This is a genomic window from Psychrobacter sp. CR212, assembly GCF_059693765.1.
In genome coordinates this window covers 429,859-456,776 of the sequence record NZ_JCATIF010000001.1, presented here as the reverse complement: position 1 = coordinate 456,776, position 26,918 = coordinate 429,859, and the positions used below count along the sequence as shown (strand labels likewise).

24 protein-coding genes and 1 pseudogene are annotated in these 26,918 nt (G+C 44.9%); 12 read left to right on the top strand and 13 right to left on the bottom strand.

The features are described 5' to 3' along the window. Positions 1-61: 61 nt before the first annotated feature. The 3 genes from AC58CZ_RS01965 (at position 62) to AC58CZ_RS01955 (ending at position 3,000) form a co-directional block, all read left to right on the top strand. Positions 62-517: a tripartite tricarboxylate transporter TctB family protein gene (locus tag AC58CZ_RS01965; RefSeq protein WP_423726665.1), complete on the top strand. Its 456-nt coding sequence runs from the start codon at positions 62-64 to the stop codon at positions 515-517. A 5-nt stretch (positions 518-522) separates the two neighbouring features. Beyond that, the gene (locus AC58CZ_RS01960; protein WP_058023750.1) at positions 523-2,028 is read left to right on the top strand and encodes a tripartite tricarboxylate transporter permease; all 1,506 of its coding nucleotides are present in this window, start codon (positions 523-525) and stop codon (positions 2,026-2,028) included. 198 nt (positions 2,029-2,226) lie between these two features. Beyond that, on the top strand, positions 2,227-3,000 hold the full coding sequence (locus AC58CZ_RS01955; protein ID WP_494223487.1) for a TSUP family transporter: 774 nt from the start codon (positions 2,227-2,229) through the stop codon (positions 2,998-3,000). Positions 3,001-3,123: 123 nt separating this feature from the next. On the opposite strand, the gene AC58CZ_RS01950 is transcribed toward AC58CZ_RS01955, so the two are convergent. From AC58CZ_RS01950 to AC58CZ_RS01940, 3 genes are all read right to left on the bottom strand, one after another. Then, a complete protein-coding gene (locus tag AC58CZ_RS01950) occupies positions 3,124-4,056 on the bottom strand; it encodes a response regulator (protein WP_494223488.1) in 933 nt (310 codons plus the stop codon). A 33-nt stretch (positions 4,057-4,089) separates the two neighbouring features. Next, on the bottom strand, positions 4,090-6,447 hold the full coding sequence (locus AC58CZ_RS01945) for an ATP-binding protein (protein ID WP_494223489.1): 2,358 nt from the start codon (positions 6,445-6,447) through the stop codon (positions 4,090-4,092). A gap of 419 nt (positions 6,448-6,866) precedes the next feature. Further along, positions 6,867-7,658 (bottom strand): class II aldolase/adducin family protein, encoded by a 792-nt coding sequence (locus AC58CZ_RS01940; protein ID WP_494223490.1) that lies wholly within the window; start codon positions 7,656-7,658, stop codon positions 6,867-6,869. An 85-nt stretch (positions 7,659-7,743) separates the two neighbouring features. On the opposite strand from AC58CZ_RS01940, the gene AC58CZ_RS01935 reads away from it, so the two are divergent. The 9 genes and pseudogenes from AC58CZ_RS01935 to AC58CZ_RS01895 all read left to right on the top strand — a co-directional run. Then, positions 7,744-8,433 carry a cyclic nucleotide-binding domain-containing protein gene (locus AC58CZ_RS01935; RefSeq protein WP_494223491.1) on the top strand — a complete coding sequence of 230 codons (690 nt, stop codon included), beginning with the start codon at positions 7,744-7,746 and terminating at the stop codon, positions 8,431-8,433. Between the two features lie 157 nt (positions 8,434-8,590). Continuing rightward, positions 8,591-10,294, top strand: coding sequence for a phosphoethanolamine--lipid A transferase (locus AC58CZ_RS01930; RefSeq protein WP_494223492.1), 1,704 nt, complete (start codon positions 8,591-8,593; stop codon positions 10,292-10,294). 56 nt (positions 10,295-10,350) lie between these two features. Continuing rightward, positions 10,351-11,052, top strand: coding sequence for a response regulator (locus AC58CZ_RS01925; protein WP_491358918.1), 702 nt, complete (start codon positions 10,351-10,353; stop codon positions 11,050-11,052). 77 nt (positions 11,053-11,129) lie between these two features. Next, positions 11,130-12,476: an ATP-binding protein gene (locus AC58CZ_RS01920; protein ID WP_494223493.1), complete on the top strand. Its 1,347-nt coding sequence runs from the start codon at positions 11,130-11,132 to the stop codon at positions 12,474-12,476. A 239-nt stretch (positions 12,477-12,715) separates the two neighbouring features. Next, on the top strand, positions 12,716-13,186 hold the full coding sequence (locus tag AC58CZ_RS01915) for a diacylglycerol kinase (protein ID WP_083328856.1): 471 nt from the start codon (positions 12,716-12,718) through the stop codon (positions 13,184-13,186). Between the two features lie 92 nt (positions 13,187-13,278). Then, positions 13,279-14,073, top strand: a complete 795-nt coding sequence (locus tag AC58CZ_RS01910) for a PAP2 family lipid A phosphatase (protein WP_494223494.1) — start codon at positions 13,279-13,281, stop codon at positions 14,071-14,073. Between the two features lie 104 nt (positions 14,074-14,177). Continuing rightward, the gene (locus AC58CZ_RS01905) at positions 14,178-14,390 is read left to right on the top strand and encodes a hypothetical protein (protein WP_494223495.1); all 213 of its coding nucleotides are present in this window, start codon (positions 14,178-14,180) and stop codon (positions 14,388-14,390) included. Next, on the top strand, positions 14,320-14,685 hold the full coding sequence (locus AC58CZ_RS01900) for a c-type cytochrome (protein ID WP_494223496.1): 366 nt from the start codon (positions 14,320-14,322) through the stop codon (positions 14,683-14,685). The genes AC58CZ_RS01905 and AC58CZ_RS01900 overlap by 71 nt, the downstream gene beginning before the upstream one ends. A 58-nt stretch (positions 14,686-14,743) precedes the next feature. Then, a pseudogene (locus AC58CZ_RS01895) lies at positions 14,744-15,049 on the top strand (c-type cytochrome); the annotation flags it as partial. 46 nt (positions 15,050-15,095) lie between these two features. Here the strand turns inward: AC58CZ_RS01895 and AC58CZ_RS01890 are convergent. The 10 genes from AC58CZ_RS01890 to betB form a co-directional block, all read right to left on the bottom strand. Next, positions 15,096-15,509 carry a PaaI family thioesterase gene (locus tag AC58CZ_RS01890; RefSeq protein WP_058023760.1) on the bottom strand — a complete coding sequence of 138 codons (414 nt, stop codon included), beginning with the start codon at positions 15,507-15,509 and terminating at the stop codon, positions 15,096-15,098. A 67-nt stretch (positions 15,510-15,576) separates the two neighbouring features. Next, positions 15,577-16,119, bottom strand: coding sequence for a DUF3124 domain-containing protein (locus AC58CZ_RS01885; protein WP_494223497.1), 543 nt, complete (start codon positions 16,117-16,119; stop codon positions 15,577-15,579). Positions 16,120-16,162: 43 nt separating this feature from the next. Then, a complete protein-coding gene (locus tag AC58CZ_RS01880; RefSeq protein ID WP_427644028.1) occupies positions 16,163-16,864 on the bottom strand; it encodes an NAD-binding protein in 702 nt (233 codons plus the stop codon). A 78-nt stretch (positions 16,865-16,942) separates the two neighbouring features. Next, positions 16,943-18,703, bottom strand: a complete 1,761-nt coding sequence (locus AC58CZ_RS01875) for a potassium transporter TrkG (RefSeq protein ID WP_494223498.1) — start codon at positions 18,701-18,703, stop codon at positions 16,943-16,945. A gap of 217 nt (positions 18,704-18,920) precedes the next feature. Continuing rightward, positions 18,921-19,859 carry an EamA family transporter gene (locus tag AC58CZ_RS01870; protein ID WP_494223499.1) on the bottom strand — a complete coding sequence of 313 codons (939 nt, stop codon included), beginning with the start codon at positions 19,857-19,859 and terminating at the stop codon, positions 18,921-18,923. 25 nt (positions 19,860-19,884) lie between these two features. After that, entirely contained in the window at positions 19,885-20,259 is a 375-nt protein-coding gene (locus AC58CZ_RS01865) for a tetratricopeptide repeat protein (RefSeq protein ID WP_494223741.1), read from the bottom strand. Between the two features lie 207 nt (positions 20,260-20,466). Continuing rightward, positions 20,467-20,955 carry a M48 family metallopeptidase gene (locus AC58CZ_RS01860; RefSeq protein ID WP_058023766.1) on the bottom strand — a complete coding sequence of 163 codons (489 nt, stop codon included), beginning with the start codon at positions 20,953-20,955 and terminating at the stop codon, positions 20,467-20,469. 243 nt (positions 20,956-21,198) lie between these two features. Beyond that, on the bottom strand, positions 21,199-23,244 hold the full coding sequence (gene betT, locus AC58CZ_RS01855) for a choline BCCT transporter BetT (protein WP_494223500.1): 2,046 nt from the start codon (positions 23,242-23,244) through the stop codon (positions 21,199-21,201). A 277-nt stretch (positions 23,245-23,521) separates the two neighbouring features. Next, on the bottom strand, positions 23,522-25,222 hold the full coding sequence (gene betA / locus AC58CZ_RS01850; protein WP_494223501.1) for a choline dehydrogenase: 1,701 nt from the start codon (positions 25,220-25,222) through the stop codon (positions 23,522-23,524). A 104-nt stretch (positions 25,223-25,326) separates the two neighbouring features. Next, a complete protein-coding gene (betB, locus tag AC58CZ_RS01845; protein ID WP_494223502.1) occupies positions 25,327-26,829 on the bottom strand; it encodes a betaine-aldehyde dehydrogenase in 1,503 nt (500 codons plus the stop codon). Positions 26,830-26,918: the final 89 nt, after the last annotated feature.

Here is a 26,918-nt window from a genome sequence, read left to right as displayed (position 1 = left end):
TCGAAGGTTGAAAGATGAGACATCTCTCAACCTTTTTATTTAAAATTTAAGGAATACCTCTATGACGATGGAACGTGCGTTCTCCGGATTAATGGGACTATTTAGCTTATTTTTGGTCTACTTGGCTATTGGTTACGTTGCTCCCATTGCTTATGACCCTATCGGCCCTCGGCCCTATCCTATTTTAATTTTCTCACTGATGGCACTTTTGACCTTGGTTATTGCCTTTCGTCCAGCACGATTTACCAAAGTCATTGATTTAGGCTATAACAAGGTTGTGCTTAGAAATCTTGTTCTGTGTGTCAGTGCATTATTGATCTATAGTTTGATTTTTGAGCCTTTAGGTTTTGTTGTTGCTACCACCCTGATGTGTTTTGCAGTTGGTCTACTGTTTGCCGGCAATCCTGTTAAATGCCTTATCTTTTCAGTTGTGATCAGTATCGCCCTGTATGTCCTATTTGACATGGCTTTGGATGTGATTCTGCCACTTGGAATATTATCAGGAATAATGGGATAGCTATTATGGAAACTTTTGATTTTTTAATGCACGGTTTCGGCGTAGCAATGTTGCCCAAAAACTTACTGATTGCACTCATCGGTGCTTTTATTGGTACGATTGTGGGTATGTTGCCAGGCCTTGGTCCAATTAACGGTGTGGCAATTCTACTACCATTTGCTTTTGCCCTTGGTCTGCCACCAGAAAGTGCGCTTATCCTTTTAGCAGCTGTATACTTGGGGTGTGAGTATGGCGGTCGTATTTCTGCCATTCTACTAAACGTCCCAGGATCTGCCGCGGCGGTGATGACATCCTTGGATGGTAATCCGCTTGCGACACAAGGCAAAGCCGGCATCGCCTTATCCATCTCTGCGGTCGCCTCGTTTATTGGCTCGACGATTGCAACCATCGGCGTGGTGCTATTTGCACCTCTACTGGCTAAATGGGCGGTGTCTTTTGGCCCTGCTGAATACTTCGTATTGATGGTATTCGCGATTTGCTGCTTGAGTGGTTTGGTCGGTGATCAACCGATTAAGACCGCAGTATCAGCCTTGATTGGCTTGGGTCTAGCGACTGTCGGTGTCGATGCAGTGACGGGTATTTATCGCTATACTTTTGATTCCGTCAATCTATCTGATGGTATCCAATTCACAACGATCGTTATTGGTTTCTTCAGTGTCAGTGAAATCTTGATTTTGCTCGAAAGAACCAGTACGGGTGGTAAAATAATCGCGCAAGGTAAGCGTAGCTTATTCAACCTAAAAGAGTTTCTCTTCACCATCGGTGCTATGTTGCGTAGTGGTGCAATGGGTTTCTTCGTTGGTATCCTACCGGGTGCAGGTGCGACGATTGCCAGTGCAATGACCTATGCCAGTGAACGTAAAATTGCTGGTGATGATGGTAAATTTGGTGAAGGTGACCTTCGTGGCCTAGCATCACCAGAAGCGGCTAATAACGCATCAGCGTGTGGTTCATTTGTACCAATGTTGACCCTAGGTGTCCCAGGTTCTGGTACGACAGCGGTTATGATGGGCGCGTTGACGTTGTACAATATCACGCCAGGTCCACAGCTATTTACTGAGCAGCCAGATATCGTTTGGGGTCTTATTGCCTCATTGTTCATCTGTAACGTTATCTTGCTTGTCATGAACATCCCGTTGGTTGGTTTCTTCTCTAAACTATTGAATGTACCAAACTACATTTTGATCCCATCAATCGCTGCTATCAGTTTCGTTGGTGTCTACTCTATCAACAGTACAACGTTTGATATGGTGTTTATGGTAGGACTTGGTATCTTTGGTTATTTCTTACGTAAACTGCACTTCCCTCTATCAGCCCTTATCCTAGGTTATGTACTAGGTGAGCTTATGGAATCTAACCTACGTCGTGCGCTCTCTATCTCTCAAGGTGAGATGTCTATCCTGTGGAGCAGCCCAATCACCGTATCATTATGGGGTCTGGTCGTTGTCATGATCTTCATGCCAATCATTCGTAAAACGTATCGTAAACGTTTTAAGAAGACTGCTGCCTAAGTTTTTGTCAGTTCGTCTCTAAATGTCTCTCCGGCGGTGGTTATACTCAGGTATGGCCACCGTTTTTTTAGAGATACTTTTACCCTACTTTCAATAGTTATTAGGGGCAAGCCTTTAACACTCCTCACTTTTTTTGTCAGCTGTCCAACATTAGCAAAACATCACTACTTGATGTCACTCATGAAATAGGATTTTATAGTGCCCCTTGTTTTAGATTTATTGCAAACCATTCCAACGTGGCACTTAGTAGGACTATTCAGTGCTGGTATGATCGCTTTTATTATCTCTACGATATCTGGTGGGGGCGGTGCGATGCTGCTGATACCAGTCACTTCTTCGATGATAGGGACTGCGGTTGCGCCGCCTGTGATCAACGTGGCTACCTTTATGAGTAATGCCTCACGGCTCTATTTATTTTGGCATGATATTGACTGGTCATTGACCAAATACTATGTGCCAAGTGCTATCGTAGGAGCGTGGTTGGCGGCATTGGTCTTTAGTCGTTTGGATGCCGGCTGGATTCAGTTATTGGTAGGTGCATTTCTAGTCTCTACTATTTTCCAATACAAGTTCGGTAAAGTAAGTAAAACGTTTGACATGCCAAAAGTAGGTTTTGTACCTGTGGGCTTTTTCATTGCCTTTATGAGCACGTTGGTGGGTGGCCTAGGTCCCATTCTTAACCCTTTTTATATGAACGCAGGTCTAGAAAAAGAGAATCTTATTGCGACCAAAACGGCGAATTCTTTTTTTGTCGGTATTGTACAAGTCGTCAGCTACGCCTTTTTTGGCATACTCACAGTCAAGGTCTGTGTGTATGGTATTGTATTAGGACTGGGTGCCGTTATTGGCAACGTCATTGGCAAACACTTTTTGGCTGGCATCAGTATTGGTCAGTTTAGAATAATGCTGCTGATACTAATGGTGATTAGCGGTCTAATAATGATCATAAGAAACATAAACGTATTGTTTTAATAAGCCTATCACTCGATACCGTAATTATGTCACGCAAATTCTTATAAATACGGGTATTTATTCTTTATTAAAGATAATGCTCAATCATATGCTGACCTGATATAGCATCTTAATCAGAATACTTTACATCATCATGCGCCAGCCTCTAAACTTGGCAAAGAAACCCTTCAATCTTTCAGAAAAATTAAAAGTCTCAGCTTCTGGTACTTCTTCAACATGATGACGCGTTGCTAATATCGGCTGCTGTACCAGTCTTTCGTGATGCTCAAACGCGCGGTCCAGACTGATACTCATGATAGAGAAGTTGGTAGGACGTGGCAGACAGCGATATACCTGCCCTTTATTGATGAGATCAATCACCATGTGAGCGTCTTTAAATTCAGTCAACATCAGCACCATCAGATCGGGCTGGATATTTTTTAGGGCATAGACAATAGGAGTAATATTTTCTTCGTTGAGCGTCGCATCCGTGATGGTGACACCAAACTTCTTTTTTTGTAATAACTTCGCAGCCTGCTCGAGGTTGCTTGCCCAGCTCACTGTATAAGTACTTTTAAACTGATTTTTTATTTCTTGATAAATACTCTCATCATCATCTAATACCAGTATATTCCTTTTGCTACTAGCATTCATAAAACCCTGAGATTCATCACCTTGCTTCATATTTTGGTTAATATCTTGCGTTTGCTGAGCAATCTCTGTGGCTCTATTTACGATTTTTTTGAGCTCATCATTTTGCCAAGGCTTGGTGATATAACGGTAAATCTCTCCGTCATTGACCGAGTCAATCACCGCATTGAGATCCGCATAGCCTGTTAGCAAGATACGAATGGTATTGGGTGACGCTTCTTTAATATCACGCAAGACTTCCGTCCCTTGCTTATCAGGCATACGTTGGTCACTGATGACCACTTGTACATCGTGCTCGCTGACATATTTCATAAGCTCAGTGGCATCCGTGGTGACAAACACGTCGTGTGACTGGCGAAAATGCATTTTTAGACTGCGTAAAATGCGCGGCTCATCATCGATAAAGGCAATTTTTGGTTTTTGCATGAGGCTCTCTTTAGGTGAGTGGTGAGAAGTCTCTCAACCTTCAAATAAGGCTTTGGAGGGTTTATTTTCATAAGTTTTCGACTGTATTGGCAGCATAATGGTGAAAGTTGTGCCCTCGCCGACGATTGAGCTCGCTGCAATACTGCCGCCATGCTGCTCCATAATCTGTGTGCTGATCGCCAGCCCTAAACCCGTCCCATCGCCTGCTTTTTTGGTGGTAAAAAACGGCTCAAAGATACGCTCTAAAGCCTGCTCGTTGATACCGATACCATTATCTGTGACCTGCACCACTACCTGCGACTGCGTCTCATCGACAGCTGATGTGATATGCAACTCGCCTTTTTGATCAGGCGCTATGGCTTGAGCGGCATTATTGAAAAGGTTGAGCAGCACTTGATTGATTTGCGAAGGATTGCATTGAATCAGCGGCAGTGTCGCTAGGTTGGTCGTAATATCTAGGGTTTTGAGGTTGTTGCGCGCCATGACCAGCGAGGTATTGATACAGTCATTGATATCGACGTCTTTTACTTTTGATTCATCAATTCTAGAAAAGTCGCGCAAACTTACCACCAACTCAGCTATCTGATCGACCCCATACAAGCTGTCTTTGATCAAATCGGCCAAGTCCTCACTGACTTCATCTTCTTTGATCTCTTCACAGCACTGTAGAGTTTGCGCTGTCAATTGTGCTACTTGCGCTTGGTCAGCATTGGAGTCTTTTAGCGCCTGCAATAACTTGTCAGTATGGCTGATCAGCTCATCGAAACGCATCAAGTTATCACCGACCAGTTCGATATTACTGCGTACATAGCCCAGTGGTGTGTTGACCTCGTGCGCCACGCCTGCCACCATTTGACCCAAGGTTGCCATTTTTTCGGAGCGCACTAATTGTACTTGTGAGGCTTTTAGCTCATCCATCGCTTGCTGTAGATCTTGGGTACGGGCAGCGACTTGTTTTTCTAGATGGACGTTGATTTCGGCAAGCGCGCCTTCGTTTTCGACCACACGATCAATCAGTTGGTTGGTCTGCTCACTGATGATTTGAATTTCGCTCACGCTTGAGCTGGGCAGCTTATGTGCGAGCAATTTTTGATATTGTTTTTGTTCAATCAAAGCGCCCATCTCAGCCACCAAAAGCGACATACGTTGTAATGGACGAGTAAAATACTGACGGAACACCCATGCCGTTAATAATAAAATAGGGATAAAGCCCAGTAGAATGGCTTGAATCAGCTGGTTCGATAGAGCATTGGCAACACTGAGCAGATCACTATTGGGTTTTACAATCACCATTTTCCAGTAAGTAAATGGCATACGAAAGACAAAGGCGGTGGCTGGCTGCTGTAAGACAAAATCATTGTGGACGTCGATGGTATCGACCAAATGACTGTCGACTAAGTTGAAAGTTTGATCGATATTTAATAACAGCAACGCTGAGAGCAACTCAGACTCTTGCTCACTTATTTTGCCCAGATTGGTTGTGCTCAAAATACTACGAGCCGCTAACGTAAAACGACCTTTATCTTTGGCAGTGGCATCATCAATGAGCGTATCGTTAATGCGACCCAAACTGTCCGCGATAGGCGCAAAACTCGGATTGATAGCCGCCAACTGACTGGCGTTCATCATCTCGCCTTGTGGATTGTTGGCGGTGGTTTGAGTGACGAGCGACTGCTCAGGAAAAGTTAGGAATCGATTGTCCAAATCGACCAAAAAAACATAGCCGCCTATTTTTTCTTGCCACCTCTTCATGGCGGCATCAAGATTGTCCAATAATAAGTTAAAACTCACCACGCCATCAAACGCTTGATTAGTACTGTTGTACAATGCTTTAGCACAAGTCATCATCGGCTGATTGCTCGTGGGATCGATGTATGCCCGACTCCAGACACAATGATCATGATTGGCGTACAACGCTGGAATATACCACCAGTCTCGATAATAAGCATTGGGCGTTTGACTTACTTGGTCATAGCGCGTCACTGACTGCATGCTGCCTGACTCATCGCGCGCCCATACAAACGACTGACGCTCTTGACCTTGGGCATACATATTTGGGTCAAACCACACCCCGCCACCCACGATTCTTTGATCCATCTGTTGCATGAGGTTGCCAAAGGTTTCTTGGTAAAGTGCATCCTCTTTAGGTAGACCGCCCGCCATCGTACTGCTTGCTTTCGCCAGCCCATCGACATGGTTGATACTCACCATGATACTGTTGATGACTTCGTTGCCTGTTTCAACCACAGTCTCTGATGTCATCTCCATAATGCGCGGCTTACCTTGGGTTTCAATGACCAAGTACACCATGAGGATAATCAGCAAAAAAGCCAACGCTAAAATAATCAGCATACGGGTAGAGATACTACCAAGCCTGCCAGCAACGCTCATACACACACCTTTTATCTACGCATCAACTGCTATCAATGAATCGCTTAATGGATATCAATCTCTGTGACACACAGCAACTATTTATAATGGGCATAAGAATACGGCCGATTTGTGAACATATGATGACAAAGAAGATACTGGTTAATAAAAGTTGGACTATTGAAAAAGGCTTGTAAAAACGGAGAATAAGAGAGGTTGAACGATAGGAGTTTTGAGGTATTTATAAAACAAAAAAATGCAGCGCACCGTTTGATGCCCTGCGTTTTTTGAATTCATTTTTTTAGAGAATGCGGGTTCTAAACGGTAGATAAGCCATCATTATCACCAAAGTATCTTTTATTTATGCAAAAGTATCTTTTGCTTATGCATAAATATCACGTCTGCTATGTTAATACTCACCTAACGCTGCCCATATGTAATCACTCCTCAAACGATGGGTCAGTACAGCGTAGCTTTCTTAATAAGGCAGGCCATGCGATATCACCATTCGCTCCTCTGGTCACCTGTTTCGATGCCGCTTGAATACCGGCCAATATTTGTGCTGGTATCGGCGTCAATGCGCTGCCACCGCTTTGCGCCTTGATTTGAATTTCGCAGGCGTTTTGTAAAATATACATATTCAAAAATGCATCAGAGACGGTGTCAGCACAAGTGAGCAGACCGTGATTGCGCAAGATCATGAAGTTAGCCCTGCCTAAATCAGCAACCAAGCGAACCTTTTCTTCTGGGTTAAGCGCAACGCCCTCGTAATCGTGATATGCCAAGTTAGATAACGGAAATAATGACTGCTGCGAGATGGGTAGTAGGCCTTGTTCTTGCGCCGAGACCGCTACGCCATCGCTAGTATGCAGATGAATCACGCAGTGCGCATCATCACGGGCTTCGTGTACGGCACTATGAATGATAAATCCTGCTGGATTGACATTGAACGCTGATGGCGAGACCTTTTCGCCCGCTTTGTTGACTTTGACTAGGCTGGAGGCGGTGATCTCTTCAAATAGCATGCCATAAGGATTGATTAAAAACTCATCTTCCGTCCCTGGTACGCGGGCTGAGATATGGGTAAATACCAGATCATCCCAGCCATAGGACGCAACCAAGCGATAACAAGCAGCAAGATTTACTCGCATCTGCCACTCTTGTTCGCTCATATTATGGTGTACACTCGATGTTGAATCAGTTTGTGTGGTCGTTTTTATCGCTGTTTGCATTGTATAGTCCTTTACAGTTGTAAATAGTCCGAATAATTACTCTACACCATTCTTCAAACCCAAATCTGTCAAAAACATGACACTTATGAATATCAATCATCATTTAAATAACGACCCTTGGTTTGCTGACTTGCCAACCGACGTGCAAGCGCTACTAGCGTATAACGCTGTACTAAAGGTATACCAAAAAAGCCAAATGATTCATGCGATTGGTGACAATGATGATGCGGCGCTGCACTTTGTCGTATCGGGTACGATTAGAGTCTGCAATGTGAGCGCTAGCGGCAATGCCATGACCCTCGCTCACCTATCTAGTGGCGAATGGTTTGGCGAGATATCTATCATAGATGATAATCCTCGCACTCATGATGCGTGGACAATCAATAAGGTTACGTTGATTTCTATCCCTAGAAAGGTGGTGATTCAAACGGCGCAACAGTATCCAATTTTATACAAGCACCTCGCGCTCATCACTTGTGCGCGTATTCGTAGAGCCTTTGATTGGATTGATGATGCCACCTCACTCAATACATCGGCGCGACTGGCGAGCATGCTCATGGGATTCATCGGTACTTATGGCAAGCAGATGGGTGACGATATCAAAATAGACTTACGCTTGTCGCAAGAAGAGCTTGGCTTTATGCTCGGTACCACCCGACAAACCATCAATAAAATCATTCAGTCTTGGCAAAAACAGGAATTCATAGATATGCACTATGGTTTTATTACTATAAAGAATCAGTCTGAGTTAAAAGCAATCATGAATCCTGAATAATTTGAATATCTATGAAATCTTTCCGTAAAATTTTATATAAACCACTCAACACCTCGCAAACTAGCATCATCAAAGCTGCCACCTTAACATCTTCTTAACAGCACACTTGTTATGGTAAGGAATGACGTTTCCTACCATTCTGTTGAGAAGTATTTATATGTCAATATCTCAAACCGCCAAAATCGATGCGCCTAAAGCCAATAAAAAAAACAGCTATCTGAGTAAGCTCTACGATCATGAGGTAAATCTCAGTTATCTTATTATCATTGTTGCCTTATATTTGGTGGCGACTGCCAATATTGGCTTTTTTGAGCAGGTGCTAGATGTCTATCCATTTAGCAAAAACGTCGGCTTTATACTGTCTATTACTGGCTTGTTGTTTGGACTGATGTGGCTAGTATTACAGCTGCTGTGCTATCGCCCAATTGCCAAACCCGTACTAGCTACGTTACTGATTATCGCTGCCATCTGTGGGTATTTTACCAATGCTTATGGGACGATATTTGACACCAACATGCTGATTAACAGTCTGGAGACCGATCAAGCAGAGGCGATGGGATTGTTTGCCCCCAGCATGGTCATTCGACTGCTGATATTAGGCGTGTTGCCAGCATTTATCATTAGCAAAATTCGTCTAAAACGCTTTACTTGGCAACGCAGTATTCTACAAAAAACAGCCACGTTGATATTGTCTATCGCATTGATCGCAGCGTGTCTTTTACCATTTGGTGACCAGTACGCCAGCTTCTTTCGTCAGCATAAACAAGTCCGTTCTTATGCTAACCCGATCACGCCTATTTACTCTACGATCAAACTTGGCGAAAACTATGTCAATGAGCTGCGGCGTCCTGATACTTTCACGCTACATGCGACAGATGCAAAGCGCGTCGCTCCTACCAGTAGCACTACAAACAGCAGCACTGCAAAACCCAAGCTCATGGTGTTCGTCGTTGGCGAAACGGCTCGCGCTGATCACTTTGGTTTAAACGGCTATACACGCAATACCACGCCACTACTCTCAAAGCAATCAAACCTTTATAGTTTTAAAGATGCCGTCTCCTGCGGCACTTCGACTGCCTACTCAGTGCCCTGCATGTTCAGTTATGCAAATCGGGAAAATTATGATATCGATACCGCCAAGTACAATGAAAACGTACTCGATACGCTCAGCAAGCAAGGGGTCAATGTCGTGTGGCGAGACAACAACTCTAGCTCTAAAGGTGTGGCTGATCGTGTCACTTTTGAGGACTACAAAACGGCTGATACCAATCCGAACTGCGATGTTGAATGCCGAGATATTGGTATGCTTGATGGTTTTGATAAACTGGTTAAGTCAGGCAGCTCACCGAAAGAGACGCCTAAAGACATGCTTATTTTGTTACACCAAATGGGCAACCATGGCCCCGCTTATTACCAGCGCTACCCTAAAGAATTTGAAACGTACAAACCTGTCTGTATGACCAATGAGCTGTCAAAATGTGATACCCAGTCTGTGATCAATGGCTATGACAATGCGATTCTGTACACTGACTACTTTTTGAATAACGTGATCGATACCCTAAAAACTTACGAACAAGATTATGATGTAGTCATGATTTATATGAGCGATCATGGCGAGAGTCTTGGTGAAAATAATATTTACTTGCATGGTCTGCCCTATAAGTTTGCCCCGGATACTCAAAAGCACGTGCCCGCAGTCATTTGGTCACCAAACAGTAATAACATCGGTGCAGAAAGCCTCTCTAATATGAGCAGTCAGCCCGTGTCACATGATTTTATTACGCCGACGTTGCTGAGCTTTTTTGGCATCACGACTGATGCGGTCAAAGGCGCGCCAACCTTTTTTAAAGTAAATAACTAAATCCATTTTTATATTGCTCCATCTTTTAGGTAGCTACTATTTTGTAGGTCAACACCATGTATAAGATACTCGTTATTGAAGACAACCCCGATATCGTGGCCAATATTTATGCGTTTTTTGAGCCAAAAGGCTTTGAGCTGGACAACGCACATAATGGTTACAGTGGGCTAACGCTCGCCGCAAGCAATCATTATGATGTGATATTGCTCGATGTGATGCTACCAGGTATGGATGGCACCAAGCTGTGTAAGAAACTCAGAGAAGAATTGCATGACAAAACGCCTGTCCTCATGCTCACTGCTCGCGATACGATTTTGGATAAAGTGGCAGGCTTTGATAGCGGTGCTGATGATTATTTGGTCAAGCCATTTTCGTTGATTGAGCTAGAGTGCCGTATCAAAGCACTCATACGTCGTCATGAGGACGAACATTTTGTACACAGTATCGCTGTGGGCGCGCTATCGCTAAATAATAGTGAGCATACCATTATGCGCGAAGGAAAGTCGATTAAGCTCACCCCAACTGGATTTAAGATATTACATATCCTAATGAGTGCCGCACCGCGAGTCGTCAGCAAAACTGAACTTGAAGAAAAGGTTTGGGGTCTAGATATACCGAGCAGTGATGCGCTACGTACTCATATGCATAGCGTGCGGGCGCAGGTCGACAAGCCTTTTGACAAAACCATGATAGTGACAGTGCCTGGTGTGGGTTATCAAATTATCGATCCCAATAAATCAGAACACGCGGTAGTATGACTTAGAGAGCAGCACCTCATACAGTCTACTATCACGCACTATATCAACCGCCTCCTTCAATTAAGTACCTCTTTACTATGTTCAATATAGACTCGATAGCCAATAAGTTTCGATTGTCATACTTTATATTCGCGCTGTTGCTATGCGGGGCTTTTGTCAGTATTTTTTTATACGCGGAGAGCAGAATAGAACAAGAATTGGTTAAGGGTCGGCTGTTGCAGCAGCTTGATATCAGCCAAGAAAAGTACGGTGATCGCTCTATTTATACTGCCGACCCAGGCATCAAGATCTATCGCTACGATAGTGCCCCTACCAACCTGCAAACAACGGCAACGGCAACGGTGCAAGAGAAGTCTGTCACTATAGACGGTGAGTCTGGCAAAACCCACGGCAACCTTCATTTTTTCGCCTATCAACAAGGCAATCAGACTTACATTTTGACGTACTTGGAAGGGGCTGAGATGGTGATGAGCCACTACCCTGTACTAGAAATCTTCGAAAACTTAGAAGATATCTTTGCAGATACACTAAGAGTGGCGGTCATTTTAAGTTTGCTTATTGCCGCCATATTCTCTCATTTATCCTCCAAACAAATCATCAAGCCTTTACTCGATTTAAAAAAAGCCGTCGAAACGGATCATAGCAACCTAACGGAACTCACGCACTTGCCCTCTGAGGTGGGCGTATTGGCGCGAGCTATCGATGAAAAAAACCATAAACTTGAGCAGTATCTAAAGCGCGAGCAACTGTTTACTGGTGACGTCAGCCATGAGCTGCGCACGCCCTTAACCATCATCATGGGTGCCTTTGAAGTGCTAGCCTCGCAATTACCAGCAGACAGTCATCTGAACGAGTTTACCAATCGGATTGGCACTACCGCCCGTGAGACCTCTGAGATTATCACCGCCCTGCTCTTACTTTCGCGCGCCCCTGAAAAGCTAGATGCACCGCAAACTTCTATCAATAGTATTGCCTTAGCCGAGGTGCAGCGATTGACCTATTTGCTGCGCTATAAAACGGTCACGTGTCAAATAGTCGCTGAGCAAGAATATAGCGCCTATGTGCGTCCTGAGCTATTAAAAATGGCACTGGGCAATTTGATAAAAAATGCGTTTCAGTATACCGATGATGGCGAAGTCACCATCACTATCGATGACGAAAAAATCATGGTAACTGATACTGGTCTTGGTATTCCTGAGGCGATGATGCCGCTGCTGTATGAGCGCTTTGAGCGCCTAACTCATGACTATCAAGACGAGGGTACAGGCACAGCCTTGTCACCAGAAAATTATATCAATCACAAGGTTGAAGGCTCAGGTTTGGGACTGAGTATCGTACAACGCATCATGTCTCATATGGGCTGGCAGCTGACCCATCAAGCCAATCCGTCTGGCGGCAGCACTTTTATTATTTATTATAAATAACCGTACTTTGCTTACTATCACCACAATTTCTATTTAACCATTGCCCACTGAACTGGCGGGCAATGCCATTTGTGCCATTTGTCCGAATCATTCTTTATTCTCATTCCTGCTTACGCTCTTAACGTTTTCTTAATCTCGCTCGTCTTATACTTAGGCTATATCGACTTTGCTTGACTGTTTTTTTGGTCACGCAAAACCGAAAGCGCATCTTGATATTAATAGATCATTAAGAATTCTATATGAATAAAATTACTCCTATTAATCTTGAAGACGAGTCAGCCGAGCATTGCTCTATCAAGCAGGCAGCACATCACAGTGCGCTCACGCCTGATAGCTTTGCAGAAAGCGCAAAAGGTAAAACGGGCTTTTACCGAATTATAAAAGCTGCTGGCTATTCAATGGACGGATTTAAGGCAGCATACAAATTTGAGGCGGCTTTTCGACAAGTCGTGTGGCTCAATGTTGTCCTGCTTGCCGCTGTCATTATGATGCCTTTTACGCTTGGTATAAAAATGATGCTAGTGCTCGCGTCTTTTTTATCTTTAATTGTTGAGCTGATTAACACGGGTATCGAAGCTTGCGTCGATCACACATCAACCGCCAAGCATCCACTCGCAAAAATCGCAAAAGATGTTGGCTCGGCGGCGCAGTTCGTGTCGTTATGTCTATTAACAATTTTATGGCTCATGGCGTTGTCTGTCTTTTTATAAAGACATCTATTACAGGCACTGATCAATAATCACGCTAGAAGCTATCCTATTTATTATACGTTCTTACTTACTATACATTGCCAGAGGTATTCATGACTTTAGAAAACCACTCAATGGCTTGGGACTGGCTAAAATTACTGTGTTTGACCATCCTCGCTACGTTGGTGTTTGAACATAGTCAGTTAGACATACGCATCAGTGAGCTTTTTTATAGCCATGGACACTGGCTACTAGAAAAAGGCGCGCAGCCTTATGCGTTTATCTTTTATGATTTGCCCAAAGCCCTACTGATCCTACTGGCGGTCTACATCATAGCAGTGTTAATTATAAAATATAGACAGCCTTTGCCCGACCTTGCCTCACAGCATCGCCGTAAATTCGATAAATTTCTGCTTCCGTTACCAATTCGGGAGATCGGCTATCTACTGCTGGTATTAGCGATTGTACCGGCTACCATTGCCACATTAAAAGGCGTCACCCATGTGAGCTGCCCGAATGACTTGGTAATTTTTGGCGGTGAGTTGCCTTATCTCAATCTGTGGCAAAACATCGTAGCAGCTACGCCCGCCAGATGCTTCCCAGCGGCTCACGCCAGCGCAGGATTCTCCTTATATGGATTGGCTTTTTTGCCAACACTCAAAAAGCACCGTTATCAAATACTAAAAATAGTCACGCTCTTAGGCTGGAGCATGGGGCTGTATAAGATGCTATTTGGCGATCATTTTTTTAGTCATACTTTAGTCTCGATGCTGCTATCACTGACGATAGCGTGTGCGCTTGCGAAGTTATTCTTTAAAGATTCGATAAAGGCAAAAGCCAAAAGCGCCAGTAAAAAACATGCCGACACAGCCACTAGCTTGCTTGGCACTGAAACCTCAAGCACTTAGAATGATAGTTATCACGTTGCGTTATTTTGCTAGGCACGACTGGCGAATTGCAGGCATATTGGGATGAGGGATTAGGGATGATTTATCAGCACTATAAGGACGTTATGAAACCACTTTCTGCCGTTATGCCAGCGCTGTTGTTTTGCTTAACCACGACAATTGGTTTCGGCGTACTCTCTACCGCTGCGATAGCAGATACAGTCAGCCTGCCAATAGACACTTTGCCTAACAGAATAACCCTACCAAATGTCAGCCCAGTCAATAGTGCGCTTGCCAACCGCGGCGCGTACCGCCGACTGTATGGCCTGCCACCGTGAAGACTATAGTGGCGGCGTGCCGATTGATACGCCGATTGGCAATATCTACTCGACCAATATCACACTATCGACGCGCTATGGTATTGGCAACTATACTGAGGCCGATTTAAAAAAAGCCTTACGCAAAGGTCGTGCGCCAAATCATCAGATCTATCCTGCGATGCCTTACCCGTCCTATCATGGCCTGACAGATGACGATGTCAGTGTATTATTTGCTTATTTTCAGACCGTACCTATCGTAGACAAACCCCCTGAAAAAAACCACACACCTCCCTTTCCCGTTGAATATCCGTAGCTTAATGCTGGCATGGAATGTCATCAATGTGCCTTCTACCGAAAACCGCGCAGGACTCAAAAAACTCTATGACGACTCTTGTGCAGGTTGCCATATGCAAAAAGGTGACGGTGCATAAGGCGCTGGCTACTATCCACCGCTGGCCAACAACAGTAAAATGCAATTGAAGTACTATATTATTAGCGTAATAATCAATGGCCTGCGCGGGATACCATCGTTCCATAGCATGATGAATGATGAGCAAATAGGCGCTGTCACCCAATACGTGCATAGTGATTTGAACAATTTCACTGACACGGTTACGACTGCTAATGTGGCGCAATTACGCCATGACTTTCCACCAGGGTCAGACCCGAGCGAGTAGAAGACGCTCGCTATCTTATAACGTACCCAAGCGCTTGCATAGCGTTTTAGATACGCTTGGGCGGTACAGAATAGGTGCCGACGACATGAGCCACGACATCGTCTGAGCCTTCTGAATATAGAGATACCTCGCCCACTATTAAGGCTCGCCCTACTTTGAGTAAGGTGCATTCAGCGATAATACGTGCATCTGCTGATGGTTTACGCAAAAAATTGATAGTTAGACTCGTCGTTACTGTCAATGGCACGATACCGATTTTCCCGAGTATCGCAACATAGATGGCGACGTCAGCGACGGCCATCATGACAGGTCCTGACACTGTGCCACCAGGACGTAGCTCATCGATGCCAATCTCGTGTGATAAAGTCGCACCATTTTCACTGACTGCTTCGACGATACATTTGGTTTGTGGAAACTCTAACGCCATAAAGGCGCTGATTTCTTCTTTGGTTGCAGACATAACGCTTCCTTGAATTGAATTAAATTAAACTTTCCTTGTTATTTATTACTTCACTGAATACATTCCTTTAATGTATTACTGGCGTACCTTCTGTACTAAAGGCAAATCCTTTATTACTAAAATTCCCAACCATGACTGCCTCAATCACTGGTTTGACGGTCTCATCTGCCCCTTCAACTTCAATAATAAAGTTAGCACCCGACCCGCCTTTATCTTCTTCTTTTTCGACGATGTAGTTGAGCGTGGCCATCGCTGATAGCTCGATGGGTTTGCTTAGATACGACTTTACCAGTGCCCCATCCGTATCATAATAATCAATTTTATTAATATACAGTGATTTTTTCAGCGTGGTATTGCGCACACTCAGCGTCGCTGACAGTAGTACTTTGCGATTGTCTCTATCGGTATAGATATCAGAGTAAATCGGTACATAAAAGGTTTCTTTATAGCTGAACTGACTGCGATCTACATCGGAGGTCACCTCTAACGCTTCAATCGGATCTTGTTGATTCTCGGACAAGGTGACGTTTGGATCTTGCGCAGACGGATCACAGCCTGACAGCAACACGATAACAGCGAACAATAGAACGGATATACTACGCTTATTCATAAACTTCCTCTGTCTCTTTTCATGTCACTGCGATTGCACGCCGTTATTTGATTTTCACACCCACACTACGCAAAAACTGGTTGATGTGTTTGTTTGCGCCATAAATGACCAATACATCACGGTCTTGCAATATTTGTTCAGGCGTGGCCAGACCTTGCACGCTAGGTTTGGTCTGGGTACGACCAAAGCTGTCTTCATAATACTCATAGCGCAAGGTACTAAGCAATCGGATATTGAATTTTTGCTCCAATCGCAGCTCCTCAACCGTCTTGCCGATCAACACATTTGGAATCTTGATTTCTACCATACTAAAGTTATCGCTTAACTCAAACGAATCAACAAAATGGCTTAGTGACAGTCGTTTGGCCCAGCGATTGGCTGCTTCTTTTTCAGGGTAAATAATGTCATCGACACCAATGGCCTGCAAAACTTTTTTATGCAGCGGATTGATGCTACGGCTGATCAAACGTTTTGCTTTTAGGGTTTTAAACAGCGCCGTTGCCATCACGTTGGCGCCTTGATCCTCCCCAATAGCAACAATGACGGTATCGGTATCGACAATCGGCAATCCGCTCACGGTATACTCATCCGTGGCATCCATACAGAGCGTATGAGAGATGACCTCCTTATAGGCTTCTACTCGTTGCATGCTGCTGTCAATGGCAATCACTTCGTGACCTTGGCGGGTCAATGCTGCTCCCAGTGACGCACCAAAATTCCCCAACCCTACGATGATGTATTTCATAACCTTAATGACCTTTTTTAGTGTCTTTTACTCTATGTTTCCCTGTTTTTGCACATAAAACTGTCTGTTTATCACAAATTAGTTAATCGTGATTTCCTCAGTCGGATAGCGATAATTGCGTTGGCGCATGTTTTTGAGTAGCGCAATAAATATCGTCAGCATACTGACCCGTCCAACAAACATGATGACCGAAACCACGACTTTACTAAAATCCGATAAGTCTGCTGTCAGGTTTAAACTTAGCCCAACCGTGCTATAAGCTGAGAAACATTCAAATACCACTTTGATCAAATCAAGCTCTGGCTGATCATAACTAATCAGCGTCACACCCGTACCGATGACCAATAATGACAACCACATAATAGAGAACGCGCGGCGGACTGAAATATCCGCAATCTGACGCTTGAAGACTTCTATCTTTGTTTGTCCGCGTGCTAGACTCAGTGTATTTAATAGCGCAATCGCAAAGGTACTGGTCTTGATACCACCACCTGTTGAGTTGGGCGACGCCCCAATCCACATCAAAAATATCGTCAGCATGACCGTTGGAAAAGTCAGCTCACCCATATCAATGACATTGAATCCTGCGGTTCGCGGCGTGGCAGCCGTAAAAAACCCTGTGATAAGCTTGTCAAAAAAGCTGGTATGGTCGGCGAGTACATTGTTGTATTCAAATACCATCACCCCAACCAGACCAGTCAACAATAACGCCCCAGTCGTAATCAAGGTAATACGGCTGTTGATATTCAGCAACCAAGGCTGATAAATATGGTGCCGGTCATTGCGATATATCAGTCGCTCAGCGCGATGACGCAAATACCGCAGCACATTGACCACAATGGTGAAGCCCATACCGCCAAAGATAAAGGTCATCGCAATGATAAGCTGCAATGGATAATTAAAACGTAGCGAATCGTCATACATGCCAGCACTAAAGGTAGAAAACCCAGCATTACAAAAAGCGGATATCGCATGAAAGACCGAAAAAAACAATTGCTCAGACCAGTTCATATCAGGCATATCATAAATGCTGATATAAATGAGTGCCGCCGCCACCGCCTCAACGGCGAATGTCACATATAAAATAGACTTAAGTGTCGACACCACATTACCCATGCCGCGCATATAAGACATCTCGCTAATACTCGCTTGCGTCTCGTAGCTGACGCCGCCCTTAAAGAAGTAACTAAAATAGGTCACGAACGTCAAAATACCTAGGCCGCCGATTTGTATCAGTCCCATAATAATGACTTGGCCAAACGTCGTAAAATAGGTTGCCGTATCCACCACAATAAGCCCAGTCACACAAACGGCACTAGTCGCGGTAAAGAGCGCATCAATAAAGGACAGCGGCTGCGTTGTCGCATTGGGCATCATTAGGAGCAAAGCACCAACCAGCACAACGGCTAAGAAACTTAAAATAAAAAACTGTGCAGGATGCAAAAAGGTGCGATTGAGATTGAAATTATGATCAGAGAGTTCACGGATAAAGGTGACAAACACGGCGATTTTTATCGCGACAAAACCATCAACGGCGGCGTCCAATCCAGAACGCACCAAATCAGTGAAATGCGCGGTAAGTAAAATGACAATCGCGATACTGGTAAAAGCATCAAAAATAGCAACTTTATTGAGCGTTCGCGGTTTGTTTGTGTAGAGATAACGGCCAACCGTCACCACAAAGCTGAGCAAAATAACGACCAAGTAAAAAATATGAAACACTTGTTGGAGCCAAATGGGCAACGTAAAGCCACTATCCAACAAGGCAATAGCTACCCCGATGACACTAATCAGAATCGTAACATTATTCAATAATCGATAACGTGCGGCTGCATTCATAGCTTGAACCCATGACAACGATAACCACGATACTTATACTCCTTTTTTGCCCTATTCACAAAAACTGATTTGAGAGAATCGTAACCAATTATTGAATCAATATAGATCCTAAGAGTCATTCAGATGAGATATCAAATACTTGCAATATCATACAATACTGACTGACGTACTGACTCCTTTTTCCCACTTGCTAAGCCCCCACTTGCTAAGCTGTCTCTCATTCTTCTTTTGTTATTATGGTCGCCATTTTTACACCGCCCCATGTCACCAGTATCACACCAACAGCTATCAAAGATGCTCCCAAAAATAAACCCTCAGGTGGACGCTCTCCCTGCAAAAATATCGCAATCGGTACACCAACGACAGCCCCAACCGCCCCTAGTAAACTGAGCAATACAGGCCCACCTGTTTTTTGCAAAAGAAATAATAAGAAAAACTGACCAGCAAACACCCACGCTTGTACGGCTATCAATCCTAGCGGCAACCAAGCATCCAAAGGTATCGCGACAGAAAAATCAGAGAGCGCACTAAACAAACCTAGCAGCAATGCTGCCGCCACCAACATACCGGGTGCAAGCGCACTAGAGGAGGCATTATCAGGCCAGCGTAACGTCCGATAGATATTGCCAATGGCGAGTAGCACTGGGCCACACAGTGCGACTAAGATCCAGAAGACACTAGACTCTGGTGCAGAAAGCTTATGAATAGCCAACACCCCTGCGCCAAGAAGCGCCGCCACTACGCCAAGCGCACGAATGAGATAAAAACGCTCCATACGTAGCATCAGTGCGCCAAGATACGTTAGCAGTGGGGGTAAAGATATAATTAGAGCAACAAACCCTGCCCCAACATGAGGAATGGCCGAAAAGAGCAGTAAATTGGCAGCCGCCACGCTAACAAAGGCGGCGACAAAATAATACTCGATACTACGAGCACTAATAGGCGGTATCTCTTGTTTGATAAGAGCAACGATTAGTAAAATAATGGCCGCGCCAGTGATCGACCAAAACAAAAACGCGAGTGGTGTTAGACCGATATTGACAGCATATTTTGCCAAGTTGGTCGAGATACCAGTAAGCGCACCCCCTGCTAATAGGCAAGCAACAGGCACTAGCCACGTGTTTTTGTGAGTATTTTTATTGAGTAAGTCATTCATCCATTATCCTATTGGACAAGGTCGATCATTCAGTCACCAGTTTCGCAAGCAGCTCATCTATCTCAACCTTAAATTCTTTGTCTTCGATTTTGTTGGCTGCAACTTTGGCATTTTGTAGATGTTGGATAGCCGCTTCATTCTGACCCGTCTCAAGCTGTAGCACCGCCATAGAAAAAGCGATTGAGGCCATGTGATCTTTTGAGTTGATCGCTGTGGCTTTGACCAGTGCCTTATCATAGATCACCAAAGCCTCATCCAAATCTTCTGTGAAATCAGCAAGTGTCTCCCACTGCTCGGGATGGTCTTTATCGGTGTTTTCATTGTCGGTACAAATGGCGTTTAATTCTGCATAAAGCGCATCAAATTTTGCTTGGTCGCCGCGACGGTCAGCCTCTAGCAGCTCTTCGGCTAAGGTTTAAATGGCTTTATATATTTTAGTATTGATCATTTTTTTCTCTATTTTTCGTGAGATAACAAAAAAATTGTGTCTCAATTTATGATTTGGCAGTTAAATTTTTAGTACAGGCAAGCTTAGCACGGTTAGCGATAACGTTGAGCGTTTTCAGACGGTGGCAAAGAGATGTTTTGACTTTATATTGCTGTCCAATCATTGCTCTTGCCAGTGCAACCATAAACGCATATCTAATTCGAGCTGATGATACTCAGGTTCCATATGACAACACAGTTGATAAAACGCCTTGTTATGATCATGTTCTTTAAAATGCGCCAGCTCATGTACCACTATCATCCGTAAAAACTCTGGCGGTGCGTCTTTGAATAGACTGGCAACCGTGATACTGTTATGGGATTTAAGCTTGCTGCCTTGCACGCGAGACTGGGTAGTATGGATACCTAGCGCATGCTTTAGTACCTTTAACTTACTGCTATAGCTGACGCTTGATAGCGGGCCAATCTTGCGCATGTATTGGTTTTTTATCTCATTGACATAGTGATAAAGGGCCTTATCACTTTGCACTTGGTGCTGGGTGGGATATTTTTTATCCAAATACTCACCCATCCGACCGTCACTTATCATTTGCGCCGCTTGCGTTTGAATCTGCTCTGAGTAATGCGCTATGTATTTTAATCTGCTCACAACGATATCCTTTGTCTATGTGTTAAAAGCTGTCCGCTTGTTTGATGGATTTTACCTTATATTGGCTATATGTTATCTCTAGCTTGTTCGACTTCCCATTTACCTTATTTGCCACAAAAAAACCCCATAAGCGGCAGTCAACTTATGGGGTCATTGCTTATAAAAGTTTCTTATAAAGACGGCCACTTATCGGCTATCGTACATATAGATTGATAGCGCGATATAGCGCGATAGTCTAGGCCATTAACGCTCTAGATGCAGATACTGCAAATGACGCTCGTACTGATTTAAGATATCGACCAATACCTGCTCTTTGGTATAACCGACCAAGTCATACTCTTGCGAGCCTTCACTTAAGAACACCTCAGCACGATAATAATGCTCTGCCTGCTTGTTTGATGTATTCAATGTAAAGTTAGGACGTTCAGCTTTGATCAAGTTAACTTCATAAACAAAGTCATCTTCATCACCATGACCGACGCGCAGTTTTAGACCGTCGACCTGACCACTGTCTTGGCCCATGCCTGCATCGATATCTTCACCGATACTGGCAAGATTATGCGCATCTAAAGAGGTTTTGAGACCGCCTGCTTTGAACTCTTTTTCGACCTCAGTCATCGCTGGCATCACCACCGTTTTTAAGAACTTTTCGACCTGCGCATGTCCTGGGAAGCTCACAATACGCTGCAAACGTGCTCTCCAGCCTTTACCGCTGTCGAGCACATTGGCGGTACCAATCGTGCTGGCTTTGCGCTTATTGCCTTCTTCTTTCAGTGACTTCCACATGGACATCATGTAGAGCACCAGAATCAGAGAGAATGGCAAACCTGCAATCACAGAGACCGATTGTAATGAGGCAAAACCGCCCGCAAACAATAATCCTAGTGTGATAAGACCCGTTGCCGCTGCCCAAAACAAACGCAACCAAACGGGTGCATCCGTATCATTTGTCATGCCTTTTGAGCTCAGATTGGCAAGTACCAACGCGCCTGAGTCAGCAGAAGTCACAAAGAATACCAGACCGATGATTACACCTGCAAATGACAGCACTTCGCTATAAGGGAAGTATTCAAATAGCGCAAACATGCCCATGGCGGCATCATTGACAGCAGTCTCACCAAGCGCCGTTGCGCCATTGGCGACCAGATCTATCGCAGTGTTACCAAAGATAGAGAACCATGCAAAAATAAAGCCCAATGGAATGAACATCACGCCAAAGACAAACTCACGTAGCGTGCGGCCACGGCTGATACGCGCGATAAACAGACCAACAAACGGTGCCCAAGCGACCCACCATGCCCAGAAAAATATCGTCCAACCTGATTTCCAGTCGGCACCAGCCGTACCATCATAAGCATAAACATCAAAGGTTTTATAAATAATGGTTTGGAAATATTGACCAATATTTTGGGTAAAGGTGTTTAATAAATAGACCGTATTACCCATCACGAGGATGGCAAGCAATAGCAATATTGACGACAGCATATTGAATTCAGACAGACGACGTACGCCTTTTTCGACACCTGTCATCGCAGAGACAGCGGCGGCGGCGACCACACCAACAATGATCAGCGCCTGCACCATCTTGCTAGATTCAATACCAAACACATGGGTCAAGCCAGCATTGGCTTGTAGCACCCCAATACCCAAACTGGTCGCAATACCCATCAACGTACACACGACACCAAAGGTATCAATCCCATCACCTAGCCAGCCTTTGATCAAGCGTTCACCAAATATCGGTGTGAGCGGTGAGCGTAGCGCAAGTGGCATGTTTTTGCGGTAAGCGAAGTAAGCCAGTGCCATACCAATCAGCGCATAAATACCCCAGCCATGTAGACCCCAATGTAAAAAAGTCTGAGCAAGTGCTTGACGCATGGCCTCAGCACTTGCAGGCTCTAGGCCAGTATGCGGCGTTAAATAATGCATCAATGGCTCTGATGCCCCAAAAAATAGCAGATCAATACCGATACCCGCTGAAAACAGCATGGCCGCCCACGCTAAAAACGGAAACTGCGCTTTTTCGTGGTCTTGACCCAGCTTAATATCGCCATATTTAGAAAAACCGACAAACAAAGCAAAAATACTATAAGCGGCAACCACTAGCATGTAATACCAGCCAAACTTGTCTGATACCCACGCCATACTTGCACCAAGTAAGGTCTCACTATAATCTGGAAAAACAATCGTCCAGATGATCAATAAAATAGAAATAATGGCTGAACCTAAAAACACAGTTTTGTTTAGGCTCAACGGTTTCGTCACATCTTTTGATGGCGAACTGTACATAAAAGACCTCAAATAGGTAAATTAAACAGTGTCCGATATTGCTTTGTCCGGCATAGTATTATGACTTTTGACCGCATAACGTATACTTAACCGCATGACGCACAAAGCAGTACCAATGAATAAAAGCGAATAAAATGATAAATAGCGTCAATATATGACATACATTGCGCTCATATATTGACGCTGATAAAAAAGGCCTTTACGTTGAAAGGCCATTATTTTGGAGTTATCTGATATCGTTCTTTGTTTAGCAGCATATTTTATGCTGACTTGTCATTTACACCGTTGAGAGATAATCGCGCATTGGCTCAGCGCGTAGCGGCGCTCCATTGGCCACATAATAATCTGCCGTAGAGCGCGGCAATTGTACGCCTTTCATTTTATCAACGATTTTTTCGGCCAGCATGATGGTGGTGGCGTTGAGATTACCACTAATGATATTTGGCATGATAGAGGCATCGACGACTCGCAAGCCATCAATACCATGTACCAGCCCTTGACCATTGACGACCGAATCATTATCTTCGCCCATCGCACAGGTACATGAGGGATGGTAAGCCGTCTCGCCATGCTCGCGCACATAGTCATCTAGCTGCTGATCGGTCACCAAGTCTTCGGTGGGTGAGATGGCAGCACCGCGATAAGGGTCCAGCGCAGGTTGATGCATAATCTCGCGCGTGATACGCATCGCCGCGCGGAACTCCTGCCAATCTTGCTCATGTGACATATAGTTAAATAAAATACTTGGATGCGCACTGGGGTCTTTTGAGGTCAGCTTGACGCGACCACGACTTGGCGAACGCAATGAACCGACATGGGCTTGAAAACTGTGCGAATCACTGGCACTACGACCATCGTAACGCACGGCAAGCGGTAAGAAATGATACTGGATATTTGGGTGAGTGAATGCCTCATCCGTGCGGATAAAGCCGCCCCCTTCAAACTGATTAGAAGCCCCAAGGCCTGTACCATTGAACAACCACTCCGCACCAATGGCAGGTTTATTCCACCACTTATTGGCAGGCGCAATCGACACTGGCAGCTTACATTCGTACTGCATATACAGCTCTAAATGATCCTGCAAGTTATTGCCCACACCCGGTAAATCTAGTATTTCTTTCACGCCAGCGTCTTTTAGCCACTGACCAGGGCCGATACCTGAGCGCTGCAACAGCTGCGGTGAGGCAATCGCGCCAGACGACACTACCACTTCACGAGATGCGTAAAACTTTTTGGTCTGGCCCTCGTGCTCGACCTTGACCCCGACGGCACGCTTGCCATCAAATAAGATCACATCGGTGAGCGCCCCTGTCAAAATCGTGATATTATCACGCGGCTTGGCGCGATCTAGATAGCCTCGAGCCGTAGATGCGCGGCGACCATTAGGCGTCACAAAACGATCCATCGGACCAAAACCTTCTTGCTGATAGCCGTTCAAATCTTCAGTACGCGGATAGCCTGCTTGTACCCCAGCTTCAATCATGGCTTGGAACAGTGGATTCACCCCTGGTTTTGAGGTGGTCATCTCGACAGGACCGCCAGCGCCGTGATAGTCATTTTCGCCAACATCGCGGTTTTCTGACTTTTTGAAATACGGCAAGCAATCCAAATACGTCCAGTCTTCCAAACCTTTTATCTTTGCCCAATCATCATAATCGAGCGCATTGCCACGTATATAGCACATACCGTTGATAAGCGATGAGCCACCAAGCCCTTTACCGCGACCACAGTCCATGACGCGGTTATTCATATATGGCTCAGGATCGGTTTTGTAGCCCCAGTTATAGGTCGTCCCTTGCAGCGGCATTGCAAGCGCCGCTGGCATTTGGGTACGAAAATCCAATCGATAATCAGGTCGACCTGCCTCTAGTAATAACACGTTGATATCGGCATCTTCGGTCAGACGCGTGGCCAGCACATTACCTGCTGACCCTGCACCAACAATAATATAATCGTACTCAGGGGTGGTTGATGTCATAACATGCTCCATAATATGGAAAAATATAAATCACTTGGTAGCAGCAAGGTCAAATGCATAGCGTCATCAGGCCCAAACTGCGCTCACTTTCTCAATACCACTCGTTAAAAGACCGATTCAAACGCACCCAACTCTACTTGGATAGATTTGGTCTGAGTATAATGCTCAAGCGCCTCGATACCATTTTCACGGCCAACGCCTGAGTGCTTGTAGCCACCCACTGGCATCTGTGCCGCTGACTCACCCCACGTGTTCAACCAGCAAATACCCGCTTCGATCTGAGCAATGACGCGATGCGCACGCTTTAAATCAGTCGTCACCACTCCAGCTGCTAAGCCATAATCGGTGTCATTGGCGCGGCGGATGACTTCTTCTTCGCTCTCATAAGTCAATATTGACATGACTGGACCAAAGATTTCCTCACGGACGATGGTCATATCATCGCTACAATCTGTAAATACGGTCGGCTCAACAAAAGCACCATTAGCCAATGCGTCTGTTGTGACGCGTGCGCCGCCCGTTAGCAGACGCGCGCCGCTCTCTTTCCCTTGCTCGATATAGCCAAGTACGCGCTCCATATGCGGGAAGCTGACCAATGGACCCATGTTGATGTTCTCGTCCATTGGATCACCCAGTTTGATACGATTAACACGCGTTAAGATGGCTTGCTCAAACTTGGCTTGTAGCGCTTTTGGGACAAATACTCTCGTGCCGTTGGTACATACCTGACCGGTACTATAAAAATTCGCCATCATAGCGATATCAGCCGCGGTATCGATATCAGCATCATCAAATATGATCAATGGTGACTTACCGCCAAGCTCTAAGGTCACATCTTTTAGCGATGAGCTTGCCGCGCTCGACATGACCTTTTTACCCGTCGGCACACCACCAGTGAATGATACCTTGGCGATATCTGGATGATTGGTCAGTGCTTGGCCTACTTCGTAGTTGCCTTGCACGACATTGAACACACCATCTGGTAGTCCCGCTTCTGTCAGGATTTCTGCCAGTTTTAAGGCAGTCAACGGCGTGACTTCTGATGGTTTAAAGATCATTGCATTACCAGCAGCCAATGCAGGCGCGGCTTTCCACATCGCAATCTGAATCGGATAGTTCCATGCGCCAATACCTGCGACCACACCCAGCGGCTCGCGGCGAGTATAGACAAAGCTCGTGTCACGCAGTGGAATCTGACGACCTTCAATCATGGGCGCAAGTCCTGCATAGTACTCAACCACATCAGCACCCGTGACGATATCGACATACTTTGTCTCAGAGTAGGCTTTGCCCGTGTCTTTGGTCTCAAGTAATGCGAGCACATCGTTGCGCGCGCGTAATATCTCAACAGCTTTTGAGAGAATACGACCACGCTCAACGGTGGTCATCGCCGCCCAGATTTTCTGACCTTTATGAGCCGCTTTGACCGCGTCATCAATCTGCTCATTGCTCGTTTGCTGAATGGTTGCCAGCACTTCACCTGTCGCTGGATTGATGTCTTCAAAAGTGGCGAGCGTGTCATCGACCGCTAAGTAGCGACCATTAATATAGGCAGTTTGCACTTGTTCTAAATCGATAATGTCTGTCAAATTGTTGATATCTGTCATAAATACTCCTTGGGAGGATTGATAAAAGTGGCAATAAAACGCCGTTTTACCAAATCATGTCGTCATTGTTAAAATTCTAAAGTTGGATG

What these genes read in the sequence shown, in the direction of transcription:
- AC58CZ_RS01965 (WP_423726665.1), top strand. Translation starts at nt 62, where the DNA reads ATGACGATGGAACGTGCGTTCTCCGGATTAATGGGACTATTTAGCTTA.
- AC58CZ_RS01960 (WP_058023750.1), top strand. Translation starts at nt 523, where the DNA reads ATGGAAACTTTTGATTTTTTAATGCACGGTTTCGGCGTAGCAATGTTG.
- AC58CZ_RS01950 (WP_494223488.1), bottom strand. Translation starts at nt 4,056, where the DNA reads ATGCAAAAACCAAAAATTGCCTTTATCGATGATGAGCCGCGCATTTTA.
- AC58CZ_RS01945 (WP_494223489.1), bottom strand. Translation starts at nt 6,447, where the DNA reads ATGAGCGTTGCTGGCAGGCTTGGTAGTATCTCTACCCGTATGCTGATT.
- AC58CZ_RS01940 (WP_494223490.1), bottom strand. Translation starts at nt 7,658, where the DNA reads ATGCAAACAGCGATAAAAACGACCACACAAACTGATTCAACATCGAGT.
- AC58CZ_RS01935 (WP_494223491.1), top strand. Translation starts at nt 7,744, where the DNA reads ATGAATATCAATCATCATTTAAATAACGACCCTTGGTTTGCTGACTTG.
- AC58CZ_RS01930 (WP_494223492.1), top strand. Translation starts at nt 8,591, where the DNA reads ATGTCAATATCTCAAACCGCCAAAATCGATGCGCCTAAAGCCAATAAA.
- AC58CZ_RS01925 (WP_491358918.1), top strand. Translation starts at nt 10,351, where the DNA reads ATGTATAAGATACTCGTTATTGAAGACAACCCCGATATCGTGGCCAAT.
- AC58CZ_RS01920 (WP_494223493.1), top strand. Translation starts at nt 11,130, where the DNA reads ATGTTCAATATAGACTCGATAGCCAATAAGTTTCGATTGTCATACTTT.
- AC58CZ_RS01915 (WP_083328856.1), top strand. Translation starts at nt 12,716, where the DNA reads ATGAATAAAATTACTCCTATTAATCTTGAAGACGAGTCAGCCGAGCAT.
- AC58CZ_RS01910 (WP_494223494.1), top strand. Translation starts at nt 13,279, where the DNA reads ATGACTTTAGAAAACCACTCAATGGCTTGGGACTGGCTAAAATTACTG.
- AC58CZ_RS01905 (WP_494223495.1), top strand. Translation starts at nt 14,178, where the DNA reads ATGAAACCACTTTCTGCCGTTATGCCAGCGCTGTTGTTTTGCTTAACC.
- AC58CZ_RS01900 (WP_494223496.1), top strand. Translation starts at nt 14,320, where the DNA reads ATGTCAGCCCAGTCAATAGTGCGCTTGCCAACCGCGGCGCGTACCGCC.
- AC58CZ_RS01890 (WP_058023760.1), bottom strand. Translation starts at nt 15,509, where the DNA reads ATGTCTGCAACCAAAGAAGAAATCAGCGCCTTTATGGCGTTAGAGTTT.
- AC58CZ_RS01885 (WP_494223497.1), bottom strand. Translation starts at nt 16,119, where the DNA reads ATGAATAAGCGTAGTATATCCGTTCTATTGTTCGCTGTTATCGTGTTG.
- AC58CZ_RS01880 (WP_427644028.1), bottom strand. Translation starts at nt 16,864, where the DNA reads ATGAAATACATCATCGTAGGGTTGGGGAATTTTGGTGCGTCACTGGGA.
- AC58CZ_RS01875 (WP_494223498.1), bottom strand. Translation starts at nt 18,703, where the DNA reads ATGAATGCAGCCGCACGTTATCGATTATTGAATAATGTTACGATTCTG.
- AC58CZ_RS01870 (WP_494223499.1), bottom strand. Translation starts at nt 19,859, where the DNA reads ATGAATGACTTACTCAATAAAAATACTCACAAAAACACGTGGCTAGTG.
- betT (WP_494223500.1), bottom strand. Translation starts at nt 23,244, where the DNA reads ATGTACAGTTCGCCATCAAAAGATGTGACGAAACCGTTGAGCCTAAAC.
- betA (WP_494223501.1), bottom strand. Translation starts at nt 25,222, where the DNA reads ATGACATCAACCACCCCTGAGTACGATTATATTATTGTTGGTGCAGGG.
- betB (WP_494223502.1), bottom strand. Translation starts at nt 26,829, where the DNA reads ATGACAGATATCAACAATTTGACAGACATTATCGATTTAGAACAAGTG.